27 protein-coding genes are annotated in these 21,278 nt (G+C 61.4%); 11 read left to right on the top strand and 16 right to left on the bottom strand.

Annotation, left to right across the window (positions count from 1 at the left end; all coding sequences use genetic code 11):
- Nucleotides 1–49 precede the first annotated feature (49 nt).
- The 10 genes from hisC to FQ668_RS04345 form a co-directional block, all read right to left on the bottom strand.
- Nucleotides 50–1,096 (bottom strand): histidinol-phosphate transaminase, encoded by a 1,047-nt coding sequence (gene hisC, locus FQ668_RS04390; protein WP_019438077.1) that lies wholly within the window; start codon nt 1,094–1,096, stop codon nt 50–52.
- 2 nt (nt 1,097–1,098) lie between these two features.
- The gene (gene hisD / locus FQ668_RS04385) at nt 1,099–2,424 is read right to left on the bottom strand and encodes a histidinol dehydrogenase (protein ID WP_003255117.1); all 1,326 of its coding nucleotides are present in this window, start codon (nt 2,422–2,424) and stop codon (nt 1,099–1,101) included.
- 126 nt (nt 2,425–2,550) lie between these two features.
- Entirely contained in the window at nt 2,551–3,186 is a 636-nt protein-coding gene (gene hisG / locus FQ668_RS04380; protein ID WP_003255118.1) for an ATP phosphoribosyltransferase, read from the bottom strand.
- A 91-nt stretch (nt 3,187–3,277) separates the two neighbouring features.
- On the bottom strand, nt 3,278–4,543 hold the full coding sequence (gene murA, locus FQ668_RS04375) for a UDP-N-acetylglucosamine 1-carboxyvinyltransferase (protein WP_003255119.1): 1,266 nt from the start codon (nt 4,541–4,543) through the stop codon (nt 3,278–3,280).
- 23 nt (nt 4,544–4,566) lie between these two features.
- Complete coding sequence (locus tag FQ668_RS04370; RefSeq protein WP_003255121.1) at nt 4,567–4,806, bottom strand: BolA family protein; 240 nt, start codon at nt 4,804–4,806, stop codon at nt 4,567–4,569.
- Between the two features lie 117 nt (nt 4,807–4,923).
- Entirely contained in the window at nt 4,924–5,226 is a 303-nt protein-coding gene (locus FQ668_RS04365; protein WP_003255122.1) for a lipid asymmetry maintenance protein MlaB, read from the bottom strand.
- Complete coding sequence (locus tag FQ668_RS04360) at nt 5,223–5,870, bottom strand: phospholipid-binding protein MlaC (protein ID WP_003255123.1); 648 nt, start codon at nt 5,868–5,870, stop codon at nt 5,223–5,225. The genes FQ668_RS04365 and FQ668_RS04360 overlap by 4 nt, the downstream gene beginning before the upstream one ends.
- A 9-nt stretch (nt 5,871–5,879) precedes the next feature.
- Nucleotides 5,880–6,365 (bottom strand): outer membrane lipid asymmetry maintenance protein MlaD, encoded by a 486-nt coding sequence (gene mlaD / locus FQ668_RS04355; protein ID WP_010952152.1) that lies wholly within the window; start codon nt 6,363–6,365, stop codon nt 5,880–5,882.
- Nucleotides 6,365–7,162 carry a lipid asymmetry maintenance ABC transporter permease subunit MlaE gene (mlaE, locus tag FQ668_RS04350; protein ID WP_014589830.1) on the bottom strand — a complete coding sequence of 266 codons (798 nt, stop codon included), beginning with the start codon at nt 7,160–7,162 and terminating at the stop codon, nt 6,365–6,367. Before mlaE ends, mlaD begins: the two co-directional genes overlap by 1 nt.
- Complete coding sequence (locus FQ668_RS04345) at nt 7,162–7,971, bottom strand: ATP-binding cassette domain-containing protein (RefSeq protein WP_010952150.1); 810 nt, start codon at nt 7,969–7,971, stop codon at nt 7,162–7,164. Before FQ668_RS04345 ends, mlaE begins: the two co-directional genes overlap by 1 nt.
- Nucleotides 7,972–8,219: 248 nt before the next feature.
- Here FQ668_RS04345 and FQ668_RS04340 point away from each other — a divergent pair, with 248 nt between their 5' ends.
- From FQ668_RS04340 to FQ668_RS04295, 10 genes are all read left to right on the top strand, one after another.
- A complete protein-coding gene (locus FQ668_RS04340; protein WP_014589829.1) occupies nt 8,220–9,194 on the top strand; it encodes an SIS domain-containing protein in 975 nt (324 codons plus the stop codon).
- Nucleotides 9,195–9,206: 12 nt separating this feature from the next.
- Entirely contained in the window at nt 9,207–9,731 is a 525-nt protein-coding gene (locus FQ668_RS04335) for an HAD family hydrolase (RefSeq protein WP_014589828.1), read from the top strand.
- Nucleotides 9,732–9,739: 8 nt separating this feature from the next.
- The gene (gene lptC, locus FQ668_RS04330; RefSeq protein ID WP_019438078.1) at nt 9,740–10,312 is read left to right on the top strand and encodes an LPS export ABC transporter periplasmic protein LptC; all 573 of its coding nucleotides are present in this window, start codon (nt 9,740–9,742) and stop codon (nt 10,310–10,312) included.
- Complete coding sequence (gene lptA, locus FQ668_RS04325; protein WP_003255131.1) at nt 10,299–10,823, top strand: lipopolysaccharide transport periplasmic protein LptA; 525 nt, start codon at nt 10,299–10,301, stop codon at nt 10,821–10,823. Before lptC ends, lptA begins: the two co-directional genes overlap by 14 nt.
- Entirely contained in the window at nt 10,824–11,549 is a 726-nt protein-coding gene (gene lptB, locus FQ668_RS04320) for an LPS export ABC transporter ATP-binding protein (protein ID WP_003255132.1), read from the top strand.
- 175 nt (nt 11,550–11,724) lie between these two features.
- Entirely contained in the window at nt 11,725–13,218 is a 1,494-nt protein-coding gene (locus tag FQ668_RS04315) for an RNA polymerase factor sigma-54 (RefSeq protein WP_026031904.1), read from the top strand.
- 79 nt (nt 13,219–13,297) lie between these two features.
- Nucleotides 13,298–13,606 (top strand): ribosome-associated translation inhibitor RaiA, encoded by a 309-nt coding sequence (gene raiA, locus FQ668_RS04310; protein ID WP_003255135.1) that lies wholly within the window; start codon nt 13,298–13,300, stop codon nt 13,604–13,606.
- A gap of 12 nt (nt 13,607–13,618) precedes the next feature.
- Nucleotides 13,619–14,083 carry a PTS IIA-like nitrogen regulatory protein PtsN gene (gene ptsN / locus FQ668_RS04305; RefSeq protein WP_003255137.1) on the top strand — a complete coding sequence of 155 codons (465 nt, stop codon included), beginning with the start codon at nt 13,619–13,621 and terminating at the stop codon, nt 14,081–14,083.
- A gap of 2 nt (nt 14,084–14,085) precedes the next feature.
- A complete protein-coding gene (rapZ, locus tag FQ668_RS04300) occupies nt 14,086–14,940 on the top strand; it encodes an RNase adapter RapZ (protein WP_010952145.1) in 855 nt (284 codons plus the stop codon).
- An 18-nt stretch (nt 14,941–14,958) separates the two neighbouring features.
- Nucleotides 14,959–15,231, top strand: a complete 273-nt coding sequence (locus FQ668_RS04295) for an HPr family phosphocarrier protein (RefSeq protein ID WP_010952144.1) — start codon at nt 14,959–14,961, stop codon at nt 15,229–15,231.
- Between the two features lie 27 nt (nt 15,232–15,258).
- Here FQ668_RS04295 and FQ668_RS04290 read toward each other — a convergent pair whose 3' ends face one another.
- The 6 genes from FQ668_RS04290 to pmbA form a co-directional block, all read right to left on the bottom strand.
- Complete coding sequence (locus tag FQ668_RS04290) at nt 15,259–16,152, bottom strand: ZIP family metal transporter (protein WP_003255142.1); 894 nt, start codon at nt 16,150–16,152, stop codon at nt 15,259–15,261.
- A gap of 11 nt (nt 16,153–16,163) precedes the next feature.
- Nucleotides 16,164–16,775, bottom strand: coding sequence for a superoxide dismutase (locus FQ668_RS04285; RefSeq protein WP_014589823.1), 612 nt, complete (start codon nt 16,773–16,775; stop codon nt 16,164–16,166).
- Nucleotide 16,776: 1 nt separating this feature from the next.
- Complete coding sequence (locus FQ668_RS04280) at nt 16,777–17,238, bottom strand: hypothetical protein (RefSeq protein ID WP_014589822.1); 462 nt, start codon at nt 17,236–17,238, stop codon at nt 16,777–16,779.
- Between the two features lie 27 nt (nt 17,239–17,265).
- Entirely contained in the window at nt 17,266–18,642 is a 1,377-nt protein-coding gene (locus FQ668_RS04275; RefSeq protein WP_144179894.1) for a lyase family protein, read from the bottom strand.
- The gene (locus tag FQ668_RS04270) at nt 18,635–19,036 is read right to left on the bottom strand and encodes a hypothetical protein (RefSeq protein WP_012051310.1); all 402 of its coding nucleotides are present in this window, start codon (nt 19,034–19,036) and stop codon (nt 18,635–18,637) included. The genes FQ668_RS04275 and FQ668_RS04270 overlap by 8 nt, the downstream gene beginning before the upstream one ends.
- Nucleotides 19,037–19,280: 244 nt before the next feature.
- Entirely contained in the window at nt 19,281–20,627 is a 1,347-nt protein-coding gene (gene pmbA, locus FQ668_RS04265) for a metalloprotease PmbA (RefSeq protein ID WP_014589820.1), read from the bottom strand.
- 109 nt (nt 20,628–20,736) lie between these two features.
- On the opposite strand from pmbA, the gene yjgA reads away from it, so the two are divergent.
- A complete protein-coding gene (yjgA, locus tag FQ668_RS04260) occupies nt 20,737–21,258 on the top strand; it encodes a ribosome biogenesis factor YjgA (protein WP_003255152.1) in 522 nt (173 codons plus the stop codon).
- Nucleotides 21,259–21,278 lie beyond the last annotated feature (20 nt).

Raw genomic sequence — 21,278 nt, 5'->3', positions numbered from 1 at the left:
TCGCCGCTGCCGCCGCTACCGTATTCGCGGGTAAACCCGCTCCTACACGTCAGTTCAACGCATCCAGCAGTGCCTGGTTCATTTCCGGCGTACCGATGGTAATCCGCAGGAACTGGGCAATACGCGGTTGCTTGAAGTGACGCACGATCACGCCCTGCTCACGCAAGCGTGCCGCCAGCTCGCCGGCATCCTGCTGCGGGTGGCGGGCGAAGATGAAGTTGGCAGCCGACGGCAGCACCTCAAAGCCCTTGGCCTGCAGCTGACCGACCAACATCTCGCGGCTGTCTATCACCTTGCGACAGGTTTCCTCGAAGTACTCACGGTCTTCGAACGCCACCGCCGCGCCGACGATAGCTGCACGGTCCAGTGGATAGGAGTTGAAGCTGTTCTTGATCCGCTCCAACGCCTCGATCAGGTCCGGGTGCCCCACCGCCAGGCCAACTCGCAGCCCCGCCAGCGAGCGCGACTTCGACAGCGTCTGGGTAACCAGCAGGTTATCGTAGCGATCCACCAGGCTGATCGCCGTTTCACCACCGAAATCGATGTAGGCCTCATCCACAACCACCACCGAATCACGGTTGGCCTGCAGAAGTTGCTCCACCACCTGCAACGGCATCAGGCAACCGGTCGGCGCGTTGGGGTTGGGGAAGATGATGCCAGCGTTGGGCTTTTTGTAGTCCTCAATGCGGATCTGGAACTGCTCATCCAGGGCCACCTGTTCGAAGGCAATGCCGTACAGGCCGCAGTAGACCGGGTAGAAGCTGTAGCTGATGTCCGGGAACAGCAGCGGCGCATCGTGCTGGAACAGGCCGTGGAAGATGTGCGCCAGCACCTCGTCCGAGCCGTTGCCGACAAACACCTGCGTCGGGGTCACGCCGTAGTACTCGGCCACCGCTTGCTTGAGACGGTCACCGTTCGGGTCCGGGTACAGGCGCAGGTTATCGTTCAGCTCGCCGCGCATGGCCTCCAGCGCCCTGGGCGACGGGCCATAGGGGTTTTCGTTGGTGTTCAGCTTGACCAGGCGGGCCAGCTTGGGTTGCTCGCCCGGCACGTAAGGCACCAGGTCCTTGACGAAGGGGCTCCAGAATCGACTCATGCTCAGTTCCCCTTCTCTTGGGTCAAAATACGGTATTCAGCGCTGCGGGCGTGGGCGGTCAGCGACTCGCCACGGGCCAGGACCGAGGCAGTGTGGCCCAGTTCGGACGCGCCCTGTTCGGAGCAGAAGATGATCGACGAACGCTTCTGGAAGTCATACACCCCCAGCGGCGACGAAAAACGCGCGGTACCTGAAGTGGGCAGCACGTGGTTAGGGCCAGCGCAGTAATCGCCCAGCGCTTCGCTGGTGTGGCGGCCCATGAAGATCGCGCCAGCGTGGCGAATGTGTGGCAGCCAGGCTTGCGGGTCGGCCACCGACAGCTCCAGGTGCTCCGGTGCGATGCGGTTGGCCACGTCCATGGCCTGCTGCATGTCACGTACCTGGATCAGCGCACCACGGCCATTGATCGACTTCTCGATGATATCGGCACGTTCCATGGTCGGCATCAGCTTGTCGATGCTGGCAGCCACGCGATCGAGGAAAGCGGCATCCGGGCTGACCAGGATGGCCTGGGCGTCTTCGTCGTGCTCGGCCTGGGAGAACAGGTCCATGGCGATCCAGTCCGGGTCGGTCTGGCCGTCGCACACCACGAGAATTTCCGAGGGGCCGGCGATCATGTCAATGCCTACCTGGCCGAACACGTGGCGTTTGGCGGTGGCAACGTAGATGTTGCCCGGGCCGACGATCTTGTCCACCTGCGGCACGCTTTCAGTCCCGTAGGCCAGCGCAGCCACGGCCTGGGCGCCACCGACGGTGAACACCCGGTCGACACCGGCGATGCAGGCAGCCGCCAGCACCAGCTCGTTGACCTCACCACGCGGGGTCGGTACCACCATCACCACTTCAGCCACGCCGGCAACCTTGGCCGGGATGGCGTTCATCAGCACCGACGACGGGTACGACGCCTTGCCGCCCGGCACATACAGGCCAGCACGGTCCAGCGGGGTGACCTTCTGGCCGAGCACGGTGCCGTCGGCCTCGGTGTACTGCCAGGAATCCTGCTTCTGCCGCTCGTGATAAATGCGCACACGGTTGGCGGCCTTTTCCAGGGCCTCGCGCTGGACCGGGGTAATACGGGTCAGCGCCAGTTCCAGGCGCGCGCGATTGAGGATCAGGTCGTCAATCGACTTGGCGTCAACACCATCGAAGCGCTGGGTGAATTCCACCAGCGCCGCATCACCGCGTTCACGCACGGCCTTGATGATGTCGAGCACCCGCTGATTGACCGCGTCATCGGACACACTTTCCCAGCTCAGCAGATGATCCAGATGTCGGGCGAAATCCGGATCAGCAGCGTTGAGACGGGCAATTGCAGTGGACACGGTCATGGCGAGGGCCTCGATTATTAGCGAATGCTCAGGCGCCCTAGGCTACCAGTCCATCCGCGCGGGCACCCGAGAAAAATGGCTATGACGCGGATAGACGGGCGCGACAGCGAAGGTCGCGCGCAGGAGTCAACCGCGGTGTCGCGATTCGACCGCTTGACGCAGCGTGTCGATCAGGCTCTGGATACGGGCGTGCTGCATTTTCATGGAGGCTTTGTTGACCACCAGGCGCGAGCTGATCGTGGCGATCAGTTCCTGGGGTTCCAGGCCGTTGGCACGCAGGGTGTTGCCGGTGTCGACCACGTCGATGATCTTGTCGGCAAGGTTGATCAGCGGCGCCAGCTCCATCGAGCCATACAGCTTGATGATGTCGACCTGGCGACCTTGTTCGGCATAGTAACGCTTGGCTACGTTGACGAACTTGGTGGCCACACGCAGGCGGCCCTTGGGCTCGGCTGCGCCGACTACGCCCGCGGTCATCAGCTTGCATTGAGCAATCTGCAGGTCCAGGGGCTCATACAGGCCCTGGCCGCCGTACTCCATCAGCACGTCCTTGCCGGCCACACCCAGGTCGGCAGCACCATGCTCGACATAGGTCGGCACGTCGGTGGCACGCACGATCAGCAGGCGCACATCGTCCTGCGTGGTAGGAATGATCAGTTTGCGGCTCTTGTCCGGGTTTTCGGTCGGCACGATGCCGGCCTCGGCGAGCAACGGCAAGGTATCGTCGAGAATACGGCCTTTGGAAAGCGCGATGGTCAACATTGGAACGTCGGTCCTTAAGCGGCTGCTGCCGGCCAGGTCATCGACCTGGCCGCATTCAATTCAATAGGTGCGTCCTTGCACCCGCGGGGTACTAGCCCGGTACGCGGCGGATTTTCGCGCCGAGCATCTGCAGTTTTTCCTCGATGCACTCGTAACCACGGTCGATGTGGTAGATGCGATCGATCAGGGTATCGCCTTCGGCAACCAGCGCCGACAGCACCAGGCTGGCGGAAGCACGCAGGTCGGTGGCCATGACCGGGGCACCCTTCAGCGCCTTGACGCCAGTGACGATGGCGGTGTTGCCTTCGACCTGGATCTGCGCGCCCATGCGGTGCATTTCGTAAACATGCATGAAGCGGTTTTCGAAGATGGTCTCGATTACCGCGCCAGTGCCTTCGGCAATGGCATTCAGCGAGATGAACTGCGCCTGCATGTCGGTCGGGAACGCCGGATACGGGGCAGTACGCAGATTCACGGCTTTCGGCCGCTTGCCATGCATGTCCAGTTCGATCCAGTCCTCGCCGGTGTTGATGTCGGCACCCGCTTCCTTCAGTTTTTCAAGCACGGCTTCGAGGATGGTAGGGTCGGTGTCCTTGACCTTGACGCGGCCACCGGTCACGGCAGCGGCAACCAGGTAGGTACCGGTCTCGATGCGGTCCGGCATCACGCGGTAGTTGGCCGAATCCAGTCGTTCGACACCATCGATGGTGATGGTGTCGGTACCGGCGCCCTGAATGTTCCCGCCCATGGCGTTGATGAAGTTGGCCAGATCGACCACTTCAGGCTCACGCGCGGCGTTCTGCAACACGCTGCGGCCCTTGGCCAAGGCAGCGGCCATCATGATGTTCTCGGTACCGGTCACGCTGACGGTGTCGAAGAAGAAGTGCGCGCCACGCAGGCCACCTTCAGGCGCCTTGGCCTTGATGTAGCCGCCTTCCACTTCAATCTTCGCCCCCATGGCCTCAAGGCCACGGATGTGCAGATCGACCGGGCGCGAGCCAATGGCGCAACCGCCAGGCAGGGCCACTTCGGCTTCGCCGAAACGGGCAACCATCGGGCCCAGCACCAGGATCGAGGCGCGCATGGTCTTGACCAGCTCGTACGGCGCGACCAGGGTCTTGATGGTGCGTGGATCGATCTCCACCGACAGCTTTTCGTCGATCACAGGCTCGATGCCCATGCGCCCGAACAGCTCGATCATGGTGGTGATGTCGTGCAGGTGCGGCAGGTTGCCCACGGTGACCGGGCCATCGGCCAGCAGGGTCGCTGCCAGAATCGGCAGGGCTGCGTTCTTCGCGCCCGAAATGCGGATCTCGCCGTCAAGGCGAGCGCCGCCAGTAATAATCAGTTTGTCCATTGGAGTCTCGCCGCCAAGTTGGCTCAGGTGCGCTCAGCCCAGGCTGCGCTGCTGAAAAATTTCATGGTTACCGCATGGATGCTGCCATTGGCGATCCACGGATTCAGGTGAGCATAGATCGCCTGCTGGCGTTTGACCGGACTCAGGCCAGCCAACTCGTCGCTGATCACGTTCAACTGGAAGTTGCAGCCTTCGCCTTCAACTTCGACCCGGGAACCCGGCAATTTCTCTTCAAGGAAGCTTTTAACTTCTACGGCCTGCATGCTCAACCTCAATCGGCGCCCGATGCGCACGGGTCGGCCATCATACAAAAAAGCCCCTCGCCTGCGAAGCCCAACGAAGGCTTCGCTGACCGAGGGGCCATCATCCGTGCCGGGCCACTAGCTTGCCAGCACTTCATCGAGATCATAGACCTCGGCAATTTCCCGCATATCGTCAGGCATGCCACGCACTTCGCACGCCTTGCCAGTGGCCTGAGCATCACGCATGTACGCAAGCAGTAACGACAAGCCGACACTCGACGACTTCTCGACAGCCGAGCAATCAAGCACCAGTCGCGGCTCGCGCGAGCCATCGATCAGCACCTTGCCTTGCTTGCGCAAGGCCGGGCCGCTGCGGTAATCCAGCACGCCAGCCAGACGCAGCACGCCCGGCTCTGCCATGCTTACAGCGGCCTCGCTCATTTGACGGTCTTCTCTGGCGAGTTGTCGGCAGCCTGCTTGGCCTTGGCCACTTCGCCGGCCCAGCCGTCGATGGTCTTGTCCAGGTCATTGCCATTGCGCTGCATGGCATCGGCGAACTGGTCACGGAACAGCTTGCCGATGTTGATGCCGTTGACGATCACGTTACGCACCTTCCACTCGCCGCCAATGTTCTCCAGGGTGTACTGCACGGGGTACACGGCACCGTTGTTGCCGGTAACCTTCATGCCGACACTGGCGCGCTTGCCGTCGTCGGCTTTAGCCGGGTCGACAGTGATGCCCTGGTTGTTGTACTCGAGCAAGGCATTGCCATAGAACTGCATCAGGCTGCGCTTGAAGTTTTCCTGGAAGCGCTGCATCTGCTCCGGGGTCGCCTTGCGCGAGTACTTCACGGTCATGATGCTGCGCGAGATACCGTCAGCATCCACCACCGGGCCGAGAATGCGGTTGAGCGAGTCATAGAAGGCGTTGGGGTTGGACTTGTACTGTTCCTTGTTGGCCTTGAGGTCGCCGAGCAGTTCATTGGTGGTGCTTTGAACCACTTCGTGCGGTGTCTGCACAGCCAGGGCCAGCAGGGGGAAGGCCGCCAGCAGCACCAGCAAGCCACGTCGCAGGATCGAAATCATGGGTACTCCTTAATTAGCCGGTTGCGCTTCTTTCGGTTCCTTGCCAACAGAGTTGAGCAGGAACTTGCCAATCAGATCCTCCAGCACCAGTGCCGACTGTGTGTCATGGATGGTTGCACCATCCTTGAGCACTTCGTCTTCACCGCCAACGCTGATGCCGATGTACTTCTCACCAAGCAAACCGGCGGTCAGGATAGAGGCAGTGGAATCGGTCGGCAGGTTATCGACCGACTTGTCCAGCTGCAACGTCACCCGACCGGTGTAGGAATCACGGTCCAGATCGATGGCGGTGACCTTGCCGATGGTCACACCGGCCATGGTCACTTTAGCTCTGACCGTCAAACCGGCGATATTGTCGAAGTAAGCATAAACTTTATAGGTATCGCTGCTCGGGCTGGCCGACAGCCCGCTGACACGCAGGGCCAGCAGCAGCAGCGCCAGGATCCCGGCCAGGAGGAACAGGCCGACACCGATTTCCAGGGTGCGGTTTTGCATCAGAAATCTCCAAACATCAAGGCGGTCAGAATAAAGTCCAGACCCAGCACTGCCAACGAGGCATAGACCACGGTCTTGGTGGTTGCACGACTGATCCCTTCTGAGGTGGGCTCACAGTCGTACCCCTGGAATACGGCGATCCAGGTCGAGACGAAAGCAAACACCAGGCTCTTGACCAGCCCGTTGAGCACGTCGTCAGTGAAAGAAACACTGTTCTGCATGTTGGCCCAGAACGAGCCCTCGTAGACACCCAGCCAATCCACCGCCACCCACGAGCCACCCCAGATACCGACCACGCTGAAGATCAGCGCCAACAGCGGCAGCGAGATGAAACCGGCCCACAGGCGTGGCGCAACGATGTACTTGAGCGGGTCGACACCGATCATTTCCAGGCTCGACAACTGCTCGGTGGACTTCATGTTGCCGATTTCGGCGGTCAGCGCGGAACCGGCACGCCCGGCAAACAGCAACGCCGTTACCACCGGGCCAAGTTCACGCAGCAGGGTAAGGGCGACCATCTGCCCTACCGCCTGCTCCGAGCCGTACTTGGCCAGGATGCTGTAGCCCTGCAGCGCCAGCACCATGCCGATGAACACGCCGGACACGACGACGATCGCCAGCGATAGCACACCCACCGAGTACAACTGCTTGGTCAGCAGCTGGAAGCCGCCGCCAATACCACCGCGACCGACCAGCGCATGGAACAGGAACAGGCACGAACGCCCGAGCACGGCCAGCACGTCGATTGCCGAGCGGCCCAGCAGGCGGACACGTTCGAGTAAGGATTTTCTGCGCATCAACGCGCCCCCAGCAGGTCGGCGCGGTAGTCAGGCGCGGGAAAGTGGAAGGGAACCGGGCCATCCGGGTCGCCTTTCATGAATTGGCGGATTCGTGGATTGTCCGAACCCATCAGCTCATCAGGCGTCCCCTGGCCCAGCACTTGGCCGTCACCTACCACGTAAATGTAGTCGGCGATGCTGGCGGTTTCTGCCAGGTCATGGGAAACCACGATGCTGGTGATGCCCAGGGCATCGTTGAGCAGGCGAATCAGGCGCACCAGTACCCCCATGGCGATCGGGTCCTGGCCGACGAACGGTTCGTCGTACATGAGGATCTGCGGGTCCAGGGCAATCGCCCGGGCCAGCGCCACACGGCGCTTCATGCCACCGGACAGCTCGTCGGGCATCAGGTCGATGGCACCGCGCAGGCCCACGGCCTGCAGCTTCATCAGCACGATGTCACGGATCATTTCGTCCGACAGCTGAGTATGCACGCGCAACGGGAACGCGACGTTCTCGAACACATCGAGGTCGGTGAACAACGCGCCGCTCTGGAACAGCACGCCCATCTGCTTGCGGGCGTCGAACAGGTCGCTGCGCGACAGCGTCGGCAGGTTCTGCCCGGCAACCCATACCTCACCGCTCGAGGGGCGCAACTGTGCGCCCATCAGGCGGAGCAACGTGGTCTTGCCGCACCCCGATGGCCCCATGATGCCGGTGACCTTGCCGCGCGGGATGCTGATGTCCACGTTGCTGAAAATGCTGCGCGAACCACGTTTGAAGGTTACTCCCTTCAACTCGACCGCGTAGGCGCTATCCACACTCATCTAGACTCCTTGCTAATGCAGCCTCGTCCTAATGGACGCCGGCCTCCATCTGGAAGGCACACGCACCCCTGACAGGCCGAATAGCGGCGAACTATAGCACCGCTGACAGCCCCGCCCCAAGGCCGGACAAGCAGTCGTTCAGCCCCGGGACAGGCTTTGGTGGTATTCACTACAGCAATCGAGGAGGTGAGGGTTTTCATCATTGCGCGTATAATCGACGCCCTTTCATCAGGCATTGCTTTTTCGACATGAGCCAATCCAGCGAGCTGATCCAATCTGCCCAACGCACTCTGCGCCTGGAACTCGAGGCCGTAGAGGCCCTTTTGGCGCGCATCGACGACAATTTCGTCAAAGCCTGCAAAGTGATTCTGACCAGCAAGGGTCGGGTCGTCGTGGTCGGCATGGGCAAGTCCGGGCACATCGGCAACAAGATCGCCGCGACCCTGGCCAGCACCGGCACACCGGCGTTTTTCGTGCATCCGGCCGAAGCCAGCCATGGCGACATGGGCATGATCACCCGTGATGATGTCATCCTTGCGCTATCGAACTCTGGCAGCACCGCCGAAATCGTCACCCTGCTGCCGTTCATCAAGCGCCTTGGCATCAAGCTGATCAGCCTGACCGGCAACCCGGACTCGCCGCTGGCCCAGGCCGCCGAGGTCAACCTTGACGCACGTGTCGAACAAGAGGCCTGTCCGCTGAACCTGGCACCCACCTCCTCCACCACGGCAGCGCTGGTACTGGGCGACGCCTTGGCCATCGCCTTGCTCGAAGCCCGCGGCTTCACCGCCGAGGACTTCGCCTTCTCGCACCCGGGAGGCGCGCTGGGCCGCCGCCTGCTGCTGAAGGTCGAGAACGTGATGCACGCCGGCGACGATCTGCCTCAAGTTCCACGCGGCACCCTGCTCAAGGACGCGCTGCTGGAAATGTCCCACAAAGGTTTGGGCATGACCGTGATCGTCGAAGCCGATGGCAAACTGGCCGGGATCTTCACCGACGGTGACCTGCGCCGCAGCCTGGACCGCAATATCGATGTGCACACCACCCCGATCGACCAGGTCATGACCGTTCATGGCAAGACTGCGCGTGCCGACATGCTCGCCGCCGAAGCCCTGAAGATAATGGAAGACCACAAGATCAACGCCCTGGTGGTGGTGGACCGTGAAGACCGCCCGACCGGCGCCCTGAACATGCATGACCTGCTGCGCGCCGGCGTAATGTAAAGGAGCGATGGAATGAACCAGGACCTCATGCAACGCGGCAAAGGCATCAAGCTGGCAGTGTTCGACGTGGACGGCGTGCTCACCGACGGCCGCCTGTACTTCCTCGAGGATGGCAGCGAATTCAAGACGTTCAATACCCTCGACGGCCAGGGCATCAAGATGCTCATGGCCTCGGGCGTGACCACCGCGATCATCAGCGGGCGCAAGACCCCAGTGGTCGAACGCCGGGCCAGAAACCTCGGTATCCCGCACCTCTACCAAGGCCGGGAGGACAAATTGGTGGTGCTTGACGGCCTGCTCGCCGAACTGGGCCTAAGCTATGATCAAGTGGCTTACCTGGGCGACGACCTGCCCGACCTGCCGGTGATTCGCCGGGTGGCTCTGGGCATGGCCGTAGCCAACGCCGCACCGTTCGTACGCCAACACGCCCACGGCGTGACCCAGGCACGTGGCGGCGAAGGTGCGGCCCGTGAATTCTGCGAAATGATCATGCAGGCCCAGGGCACCCTGGACGCTGCCAACGCCAACTATCTGTAAGGCTGCCCATGCTCAGCAAGAAAGCCCGAAACATTGCGCTGCTCGGGGCGATAGCCGCCCTGTTGGTAGCCATTGGCTACTGGAATGTCAGCCCGGAAAGCTTCCTCGACAAGCCCGTGGCCCAGGTCGACGAAAGCGCCATCGATTACTACGCGATCAACGCCCATAGCGTGCAGTTCCTGCCCGACGGCAAGCTGCAATACGAAATGACCGCCGACAGGATCGAACACCTCAAGACCAGCGAAATCACCCAGGTGACCACACCGGACCTGCACCTGTACCGCGGCACCGAGTACCCGTGGCATGTGCAGAGCACGCGCGCCGAGGTCAATCCTGACGGTACCGAGGTCGAACTGATCGACAAGGTGCGGATTGCCCGCACCGATGAAAAGCAGCGTGAAACCATCATCACCAGCTCACGCATGACCGTGTTCCCGCAGAAGCAATATGCGCAGACCGAGCAAGCCGTTAGAATCGACGGCGCCGGAGGCACAACTACGGGCAAAGGCATGAAAGCGTATTTGAAAGAAGGCAAGATGGACTTGCTCTCTAACGTAAGAGGACAGTATGAGGCTCGTTAAAACCCTCCCCCTTTTGCTCAGCCTGAGCGCAGCACTGGGAAGCGCGAGCGCCCTCGCCCTGCCGAACGACCGTGACCAGCCTATCCGCATCCAGGCCGACAACGCTCACCTGGATGACAAGCAAGGCGTGGCCACTTACACCGGCGACGTGATCATCACTCAGGGTTCGATGATGATCAAAGGCAACACCGTGACCATTACCCGCTCCGCCTCTGGCGATATCGACGTAGTGACCTCGGTGGGCAACCTGGCCTACTTCGAGCAGCAGCAGAGCGCAGCCAAGCCGGACAAGATGAAAGGCTGGGGCGTAACCATCCAGTACCAGTCGCAGAAGGACTTGGTCATTCTCACCGACCGCGCCAAGGTCGAGAGCGAAGGCAATACCACCGAAGGCGAAAAGATCGTTTACAACACCCAGACCCAGGTGGCGACCGCCGGTCGCGGTGGCAATGTGACAACACCCCGCCAGCGCATCGACATGGTGATCCAGCCCAAGAAGAAGGCCGAGTAAATGGCAACCCTCAAAGCCCAGCATCTGGCAAAGAGCTACAAGGGGCGGCAGGTAGTACGTGATGTCAGCCTGTCTATCGACAGCGGCCAGATCGTCGGCCTGCTCGGCCCCAACGGCGCCGGCAAGACCACCTGCTTCTACATGATTGTCGGGCTGGTCCAGGCCGAACAGGGCCGCGTACTGATCGACAACCTCGATGTCAGCCACCAGCCCATGCACGGCCGCGCCCGCGCCGGAATCGGCTACCTGCCGCAGGAAGCCTCGATCTTCCGCAAGCTGTCGGTCGCCGACAACATCATGGCCATCCTCGAGACCCGCAAGGACCTCGACCGGGACGGCCGCCGCAAAGAGCTGGAAAGCCTGCTGCAGGAGTTCCACATCAGCCACATCCGGGACAACCTCGGCATGAGCCTGTCCGGTGGTGAACGCCGCCGCGTCGAAATTGCGCGCGCCCTGGCAACCGCACCCAAGTTCATCCTGCTGGACGAACCGTTCGCCGGTGTCGACCCGATTTCGGTCGGCGACATCAAGCAGATCATCCACCACCTCAAGGCCAAAGGTATCGGCGTACTGATTACCGACCACAACGTGCGTGAAACCCTGGATATCTGCGAAACCGCTTATATCGTCAACGATGGCCGACTGATCGCCGAAGGCGACGCTGAAACCATCCTGGCAAACGACTTGGTCAAAGAAGTTTACCTGGGTCACGAGTTCCGCCTCTGACCCGGCACGCGCCTGAAGTACTGGCAAACAGCCCTGAAACTGCGGGTAAAGTTGTTACGGTACTCTAGGCAAACGCTACAATTTAAGGCATAAAACTTGCTTGATCTGGCGCTCCGGCGCCCTCGTGTAGTGGATGGCGCATGCGCGCCGGCGAACAAGGTATTAAGCCCCTGCCATGAAACCATCGCTCGTCCTAAAAATGGGCCAGCAACTGACGATGACACCTCAGTTGCAACAGGCCATCCGCCTGCTCCAGCTCTCTACCCTGGATCTCCAACAGGAAATCCAGGAAGCGCTGGAGTCGAACCCGATGCTCGAACGTCAGGAAGACGGCGAAGACTTCGACAACAGCGACCCGATGGCCGACAACGCCGAGAACAAGCCGGCCGCCGAAGTTCAGGACAACAGTTTCCAGGAAAGCACCGTCAGCGCCGACAACCTGGAAGACGGTGAGTGGAGCGAGCGCATCCCCAACGAGCTCCCGGTCGATACCGCCTGGGAAGACATCTACCAGACCAGCGCCAGCAGCCTGCCGAGCAACGATGATGACGAATGGGACTTCACCACGCGCACATCGGCCGGCGAAAGCCTGCAAACCCACCTGCTGTGGCAGTTGAACCTGGCGCCGATGTCCGACACCGACCGCTTGATTGCCGTGACCCTGATCGACAGCATCAACGGCCAGGGCTACCTGGAAGACACACTCGAAGAAATCTGCGCCGGTTTCGACCCCGAGCTGGATATCGAGCTGGACGAGGTCGAAGCGGTACTGCACCGCATCCAGCAGTTCGAGCCGGCTGGCGTCGGCGCCCGCAATCTGGGCGAATGCCTGTTGCTGCAACTGCGCCAGCTGCCCGCTACAACCCCGTGGATGACCGAAGCCAAGCGCCTGGTCACCGATTTCATCGACCTGCTCGGCAGCCGTGACTACAGCCAGCTGATGCGTCGGATGAAAATCAAGGAAGACGAGCTGCGCCAGGTCATCGAACTGGTGCAAAGCCTTAACCCCCGCCCTGGTTCGCAGATCGAGTCCAGCGAGCCCGAGTACGTGGTGCCCGACGTCATCGTGCGCAAGGACAGCGACCGTTGGCTGGTAGAACTGAACCAGGAAGCCATCCCACGCCTGCGCGTCAACCCACAATATGCCGGCTTCGTGCGCCGTGCCGACACCAGCGCCGACAACACCTTCATGCGCAACCAGCTGCAGGAAGCGCGCTGGTTCATCAAGAGCCTGCAGAGCCGTAACGAAACCCTGATGAAGGTTGCCACGCAGATCGTCGAGCACCAACGCGGCTTCCTCGACCACGGCGACGAAGCGATGAAGCCGTTGGTACTGCATGACATTGCCGAAGCCGTAGGCATGCACGAATCGACCATTTCGCGGGTTACCACGCAGAAATACATGCACACCCCGCGTGGCATCTACGAACTGAAATACTTTTTCTCCAGCCATGTCAGCACCTCCGAGGGCGGAGAATGCTCGTCCACGGCGATCCGCGCGATCATCAAGAAACTGGTTGCGGCGGAAAATCAGAAAAAGCCATTGAGTGACAGCAAGATCGCTGGTTTACTGGAGGCACAAGGCATCCAGGTAGCCCGTCGCACCGTCGCCAAGTACCGCGAGTCTCTCGGCATCGCACCGTCGAGCGAACGCAAGCGACTGATGTAGCCCCTGAGATGTGCCACAGCGTTTTCGTGGCAGGTGCAAGACCTGCCTCTTTATGCACGGGCAACAAAGGAGAAGCTGTATGCAAGTCAATATCAGTGGACAGCATGTAGAAGTCACCCAGCCACTGCGCGATTACGTGCTTGAAAAGCTCGCCCGCGTGGAGAGTCACTTCGACAAGATCACCAACGTGCAGGTAATCATGAAGGTCGAGAAGCTTCAGCAGAAGGTCGAGGCGACCCTGCAGATTCCCGGCGGCGAAGTGGTAGCCAACGCCGAACACGAAGACATGTATGCAGCGATCGACGCCTTGGCCGACAAGCTCGACCGCCAACTGAAAAAACACAAGGAAAAACAGCAAAGCCTGCTGCAAGGTGCAGCTGCCCGCTGATCCCCCTCATCCATGATCCGACTTGAAACCATCCTGACCCCCGGCCGTTCCCTCGTGAACGTGCCGGGCGGCAGCAAGAAGCGCGCCCTGGAAAAGGTCGCCACTGTCATCGCCGACCAAGTGCCAGAACTGGAGATGCAGGACGTCTTCGAAAAACTGGTAGCCCGGGAAAAGCTCGGTTCTACCGGTTTCGGCAATGGCATCGCCATCCCGCACTGCCGGCTTGAAGGATGCTCCGCGCCAGTCAGCGCCCTGCTGCACCTGGAAGCGCCTATCGATTACGACGCCATCGATGGCGCGCCAGTGGACCTGCTGTTTGTGCTGCTGGTGCCCGAAGCGGCCACCGATGCTCACCTTGAACTTCTGCGTCAGATCGCCAGCATGCTCGATCGCAAGGAGGTCCGTGATCGACTGCGTGCGGCCACCAGCAACGAGGCCCTGTTCCAGGTTGTCCTGGACGTACAGAACGAGCACTGAACATGCGCCTGATCATCGTCAGCGGCCGGTCCGGCTCCGGCAAGAGCACGGCCCTCGATGTCCTGGAAGACAGCGGTTTCTACTGCATCGACAATCTGCCAGCCGGGCTACTGCCGCAGTTGGCGGAAAATGCACTGATCAACACCGAATTGCTGCAGCCCAAGGTGGCGGTTTCGATCGACGCGCGCAACCTGCCCAGCCACCTGATGCGTTTCCCCGAGCTGCTTGAAGAAGCCCGCGCACGGCACATCCAGTGCGACGTGTTGTACCTGGATGCCGATGAAGAGGTCCTTCTCAAGCGTTTCTCGGAAACCCGCAGGCGGCACCCCCTGACCAACGCCAACCGCTCGCTCGCGGAAGCGATACGCGTGGAAAGCGATTTGTTGGGCCCCATTGCCGACCTGGCCGACCTGAAGATCGACACCACCAACCTGAACCTGTACCAGTTGCGTGACTCGATCAAGCTGCGCCTGCTCAACCAACCCGAGCCTGGTACAGCGTTTCTGGTCGAGTCGTTCGGGTTCAAGCGGGGCATGCCGGTCGACGCCGACCTGGTTTTTGACGTGCGCTGCCTGCCCAACCCGTACTGGAAACCGGAACTGCGTGAGCACTCGGGCCTCGATCAACCCGTGATCGACTACCTGGCCGCACAACCGGATGTCGAAGACATGTACAACGACATCTCCAGCTATCTGCTCAAATGGTTGCCCCGCTTCGCTGCCAGCAACCGCGCCTACGTAACCATTGCCATCGGCTGCACTGGCGGACATCACCGTTCGGTGTACATCACCGAGCGCCTTGGTCGACAGCTGCAGCAAACCCTGAAAAACGTCCAGGTCCGCCATCGCGACCTATAGCCCAAGGATCCGCCCCAGATGCCCGCCCGCGAAATCACCATCATCAACAAGCTGGGTCTGCATGCCCGGGCGGCAGCCAAGTTCGTCGGTGTGGCCGGCCGCTTCCCCTGCCAGGTACGGGTGGGTCGCGCCCCGGACAAGCTGGTGGATGGCAAGAGCATCATGGCGGTGATGATGCTGGCCGCAGGCAAAGGCACCCAGGTGCACCTGCATACCGAGGGCGAGCAGGACAGCGACGCCATGGACGCACTGGTCGAGCTGATCAACAATTTCTTTGACGAAGGCGAATAGGCCTCGCAAACCTGCGCTTGCACAAGTTCAGGACATCGCGGTATCCATCACCATCATCAAACAGAATCCTGTACACAGCCCAAGGCTGGCCAGTCGATGATGGCCGTTGCTGCGCGATTCGGGGATGATTTCCTGGGTGACCACCAGCAACATCGCCCCCGCTGCACAGGCCAGCCCCAGCGGCAGCAGCAGTTCGGCCACATTCACCAGCCAGGCACAGATCAACGCCGCCACCGGCTCGACCAAGCCCGAGGCTGCGCCGATCAGGAACGCCTTGAAGCGCGGCATGCCCGCCCCTGCCAGCACCAGCGCGATCACCAGCCCCTCAGGCACATCCTGCAAGGCAATGCCCATGGCCAGGCTGTCGGCGTCGGCCATGCCACCCCCGGCCGACACACCAATGGCCATACCTTCGGGGATGTTGTGGGCAATGATGGCAATCACGAACAGCCAGATGCGCGCTGCAATCACCGGCTGGTTTGCCGTGCCCACCAACGCCTCCGGCGAAGCCCAGGATACCTTGAGGTCGACCAGGAACAGGCACAACGCCCCGAACATCAGGCCAAAACTGACCAGGCCACCGGCCCCCCAAGGGCTGAAGCCAATAGACTGAGCCGCCGCCAGGCCCGGCATGATCAGGGAAAACGCGGTGGCCGCCAGCATCACGCCAGCACCGAAGCCCAACAGCGTATCCGCCAGCGCCACGGGCATATTGCGAATGACCAGTACCGGTACTGCGCCCAGTGCTGTACCCAGCGCGCATAAAGCACCGCCCTCCAGGGCGCGCAGCATGCGCGGGTCGAGGTCTAGCCAGGCGAGGCCCCGCGCCACCAGTAACGCGGCGCCAGCCAGCAAAAGCAAAGTCCCAAGCGCCAGGCGGAACAGGCGCACACTGCTGACAGACATCACCTCAGAGCGCATACCGGTCCGACTCACTTCAGGGCTTCAAGGTAACGACGTTCAACTTCCACCCAGTCAATGACGTTGTAGAAGGCACCGATGTATTCCGGACGACGGTTCTGGTACTTGAGGTAGTAAGCGTGCTCCCACACGTCCAGGCCCAGGATCGGCGCATTGCCGTGCATCAGTGGGCTGTCCTGGTTGCCGCTACTTTCCACCATCAAGGTTTTTTGCGGCGTCACGCTGAGCCAGGCCCAACCGCTGCCGAAGCGGGTCAACGCGGCTTTGGTGAAAGCCTCCTTGAAAGCCTCGAAGCCGCCAAGTTGTGCAGTGACGGCTTGCGCCAGCTGGCCCACAGGCTCGCCACCGCCCTGAGGTGACATGACAGTCCAGAACAGGCTGTGGTTGGCGTGACCACCGCCGTGGTTGGTCACGGCGCCACGCAGGTTTTCCGGCAGTTGCTTGACGGCAGCGACCAGTTTTTCCACTGGCCATTCGGCCCACTCGGTACCTTCGAGGGCGGCGTTGAGGCCGTTCACGTAGGTCTGGTGATGCTTGGTGTGGTGGATTTCCATTGTCTGGGCATCAATGTGTGGTTCCAGCGCATCGTAGGCGTATGGCAATGCAGGCAAGGTATGGGGCATGTCAGTGAATTCCGTAGGCATGGGTTCTGGGTGCCACATCCGGCTGGGCAGCGAGCTCGCTGGCCCCGGCGCTGTGGCGGGTGAGCAAGCGCTCGGTACGCGGGTACTGGCCATACTCGGCAATGAAACTCAGCAGCTCGGTGTAAGTGCGCGCACTGTGGCGCAAGGCGGCATCACGCAGTGCCAGAGGCAGGCGCGCTTCCTGGCAGGCCTGCAGCAGTCGCTGGTGAGCAGCGCACAGGTAGTCGGCGCTTTCATGCGGCTGGTCAAGGCGCAGGTGCAGGTCAGCCAGGTTGTGGTGGGCGATGACGAATGCAGCCACCGCTTCGTCCACGTCATGCCAGCGCTCGAACAGCACCTGCGCCAACGCCAAGGCTTGCAGGTAGTGTTCCCGGGCGTCCACCAGCTCGCCTTGTTCGAATAGGCGGTTGGCGGTTTCCGTGGTGCGTTTCCAGTGCTGCATGGTTGTCTCCTGGGCGGTGACGCAGTGTCAGATACCGCCGGCGGTGAGTTTTTCCGGGTCCAGCAGCGCTTCGAGCTGGTCGCGGGACAGGTCGGTGTGCTCCAGCGCCACATCGATGATTGGACGACCCTGCTTGTAGGCGGTCTTGGCGATTTCGGCGGCCTTGAGGTAGCCGATGATCGGATTCAACGCCGTGACCAGAATCGGGTTGCGCGCGAGGGCTTCCTTGAGTTTGTCTTCATTGACCTTGAAGCTGGCGATGGCTTTGTCGGCCAGCAAGCGGCTGACATTGGCCATCAGCTCGACGCTTTCCAGCAGGTTGCGGGCGATCACCGGCAGCATCACGTTCAGCTCGAAGTTACCGGCTTGGCCTGCGACGGCGATGGTCGCGTCGTTGCCAATCACTTGGGCGGCGACCATGGCAGTGGCCTCCGGTATCACCGGGTTGACCTTGCCTGGCATGATCGAAGAGCCCGGCTGCAGAGCTTGCAGCTCGATTTCGCCCAGACCGGCCAGCGGACCGGAGTTCATCCAGCGCAGATCGTTGGCGATTTTCATCAACGCCACCGCGGTGGTCTTGAGCTGGCCAGACAAAGCCACGGCAGTGTCCTGCGAGCCGATCAGTGCGAACAGGTTCTGGCCGGGCGTGAACTCGACCTTGGTCAGGCCACTGAGCTGGCGAGCGAAACCGACAGCGAACTGCGGATGGGCATTGATGCCGGTACCCACGGCGGTTCCGCCCTGGGCCAGCGCCTGCAAGTGCGGCAGCACCCCTTCGATGTGCGCCTTGGCAGCATTGATCTGCGCTGCCCAGCCATCCAGCACCTGGCTCATGCGCACAGGCATCGCGTCCATCAGGTGAGTACGACCGGTCTTCACGAACTGATGTACTTGTGCCGACTTGACCTCGATCACCTGTACCAGGTGCGCCAGGGCTGGCAGCAACTGCTCGTGCAGGGCCAGCGCGGCGCTGACGTGGATGGTGGTCGGAATGATGTCATTGCTGCTCTGGCCACAGTTGACATGGTCATTGGCATTGACCGCCTCACCCAGTACATGGGTAGCCAAGGTGGCGATCACCTCGTTGGCGTTCATGTTCGAACTGGTGCCAGAGCCTGTCTGGAACACATCCACCGGGAAGTGCTGGATGAAATCCTCGGCCAGCAGTTGCTCGACAGCCTTGACGATAGCCTGGCCCTGCCCGGCAGACAGTTGCTCCAGTTCGACGTTGGCCTTGGCCGCAGCGGCCTTGGCCAGCAACAAGGCACGAATGAACTGGGCCGGCATACGCTGGCCGCTGATCGGGAAGTTGTCGACCGCGCGCTGGGTCTGGGCACCGTAGAGGGCCTGGGCCGGCACCTGCAGCTCACCCATGCTGTCACGCTCGATACGGGTATCACTCATCATCAAATCCTTGCATCAGTTCATCGGGAGAAATCGAAGGCAGCAGACGGCAATTGGCCAACTGCAGGGCATAGGGTTGCCAGCGTTGGTTCTGCTCCTGGCGGTCGAGGTTGCGCAGGTCCAGCAGAGGGCGCCACGCCTGATCCAGGCACAGGCAACGCCAATGCCAGGGGAGCATGCGATCGCAGGCGGTATCCAGCAGCAGGCGAAACGCTGTCAGCGCCACCGTCCATGGCGAGGTTTCGGTGCAGCACACCAGATAGCGGCCTTCGGCCAGGTAATGCTCGATCAGGCGCGGCTCGTCGGGATCGAGCGCACAGCGAATGCGCCGGCTGAGCCAGCGCCAGTTTTCCAGGTAGGGCAGTTCGCGGAGGACGGATTTCATGAACATCATCGCCGGGTTACTGGATAATGATATTCATTATTAAGTGATAAACAGAATCACTTCAAGAAGAACGTGATGAAATAAAAACCCGGCGCGAGGGCCGGGTCTTCGGATTTGCAGAGAAAGGTGTAGTGCTGTGCCGGCCTCTTCGCGGGTAAACCCGCTCCTACAACGGCCTGTGTCCAACCCCGATGTACGTCCAACACCGTGTAGGAGCGGGTTTACCCGCGAAAGGGCCGGCGCAGGCTAAAGATCAGCTACCAGCAACGGTCATCCGCTCGATCAACACCGAGCCCGTATGAATATTGCTACGGGTTTCAAGATCGCTGCCAATCGCGACAATCTGCTGGAACATGTCCTTCATGTTTCCGGCGATGGTGACTTCCTGCACGGCATGCTGGATCTCGCCATTCTCGACCCAGAACCCCGCCGCACCACGGGAATAGTCCCCCGTTACCATGTTCAAGCCATGCCCCATCAGTTCGGTCACCAGCAGCCCGCGCCCCATACGGCGAATCAGCGCGGCCTGATCTTCGACACCGTGGCTGACGAACAGGTTGTGCACGCCACCGGAATTGGCCGTACTCGGCAAACCCAGCTTGCGCCCCGAATAGGTACCCAGCAAGTACGACACCAGCTCGCCTTTATCGACAAACGGTTTGGCATAGGTGGCCAGGCCATCACCGTCGAACGCAGCACTGCCCAACGCGCGCGGAATATGCGGGCGTTCGTCGAGAGTCAGCCAGGAAGGGAACAGGCGCTGGCCAATGGTACCCTCCAGGAACGACGACTTGCGGTACAGGTTGCCGCCGGAAATGGCCGACAGGAAGCTGCCGAACAGGCCACCGGCCAATTCGGCCGAGAACAGCACCGGTACCTCGCAAGTTGGCACCGGCCGGGCGCCAAGGCGGCTGGCGGCACGCTGGGCAGCGCGCAGGCCGATGCTGCTCGGGTCGGCCAGCAGGTTGCCTTGGCGGTTCACGTCGTACCAGTAGTCACGCTGCATCTGCCCGTCGCCTTCGGCAATCATCACGCAGCTCAGGCTGTGCCGGGTCGAGGCGTAACCACCGATGAATCCATGGCTGTTGCCATACACACGGCAGCCCTGGTGGGTATTGAGGGTGGTGCCATCGGCGTTGAGGATGCGCGGGTCGGCGTCGAACGCCGCCGCCTCGCAGGCCAGGGCCATTTCGATGGCCTTCTCGGGCTCGATATCCCAGTCGTGGTACAGGTCCAGATCCGGGATTTCACGCGCCATCAGCGCTGCGTCGGCCAAGCCCGAGCATTCATCCTCGGAGGTATGCCTGGCAATTGCCAACGCTGCGGCGACGGTCTCGCGAATCGCCTCCGGACCACTGGCCGAGGTGCTGGCCGAACCTTTGCGCTGGCCAACATAAAGGGTGATACCAAAGCCTTGGTCGCGGTTGAACTCGACCGTTTCGACCTCACGCTGGCGTACGGTGGTGGACAGCCCTTGCTCCAGCGACACCGCCACTTCGCAGGCACTGGCCCCCTGACGACGCGCCTCGGCGATGATCGCCTCGACCTGTTCCTGCAATGCTGGCAGGTCTTTCGGACCTACGCTCTGGACTGCACTCATGGTTCTCTCCACTCAAATTCTGCGTTCGGCTTGGGGTCATTCTACGACCGGGCCGGACAAGCGGCCCCCGACTGGTTATCATGGCGGCGATTTCTAGCGGACTGCCACCATGGTTGATTCAAACGACGACGCCTTCGACGGCGAAAAAAGCAAAACCCAGATCAAGCGCGAACTGCATGCGCTGGTCGAACTCGGCGAGCGGCTTACCACGCTCAAGGCCGATACCTTGGCGCGCCTGCCTTTGACCGACGAGCTGCGCAAGGCACTGGCTGAGGCCAGCAAGCACACCGCTCATGGCGCCCGTAAACGCCACATGTCGTTCGTCGGCAAGCTCATGCGCGTGCAAGACCTCGATGCCATCCACGCCTTGCTCGAACAGATGGACAGCTCGACTCGCCAGTACAACGAACGTTTCCACAGCCTGGAGCGCTGGCGTGACCGGTTGATCGACGGTAACGACGAAGACCTCGAGCGCTTCGTCAACGAGTATCCCGACACCGACCGCCAGCAGCTGCGCTCGCTGGTGCGCCATGCCCAGCACGAGAAGGCGCGGAACAAGCCGCCCGCCGCCGCGCGCAAGGTGTTCAAGTACATCCGCGACCTCGACGAGTTGCAGCGCGGGTTGCGCTGACGGACTGGGGCCCTGTAGGA

The sequence above is a fragment of the Pseudomonas sp. Kh14 genome (assembly GCF_900291005.1).
Lineage (GTDB): Bacteria > Pseudomonadota > Gammaproteobacteria > Pseudomonadales > Pseudomonadaceae > Aquipseudomonas > Aquipseudomonas alloputida.
This window is presented reverse-complemented; position numbering and strand designations above follow the sequence as displayed.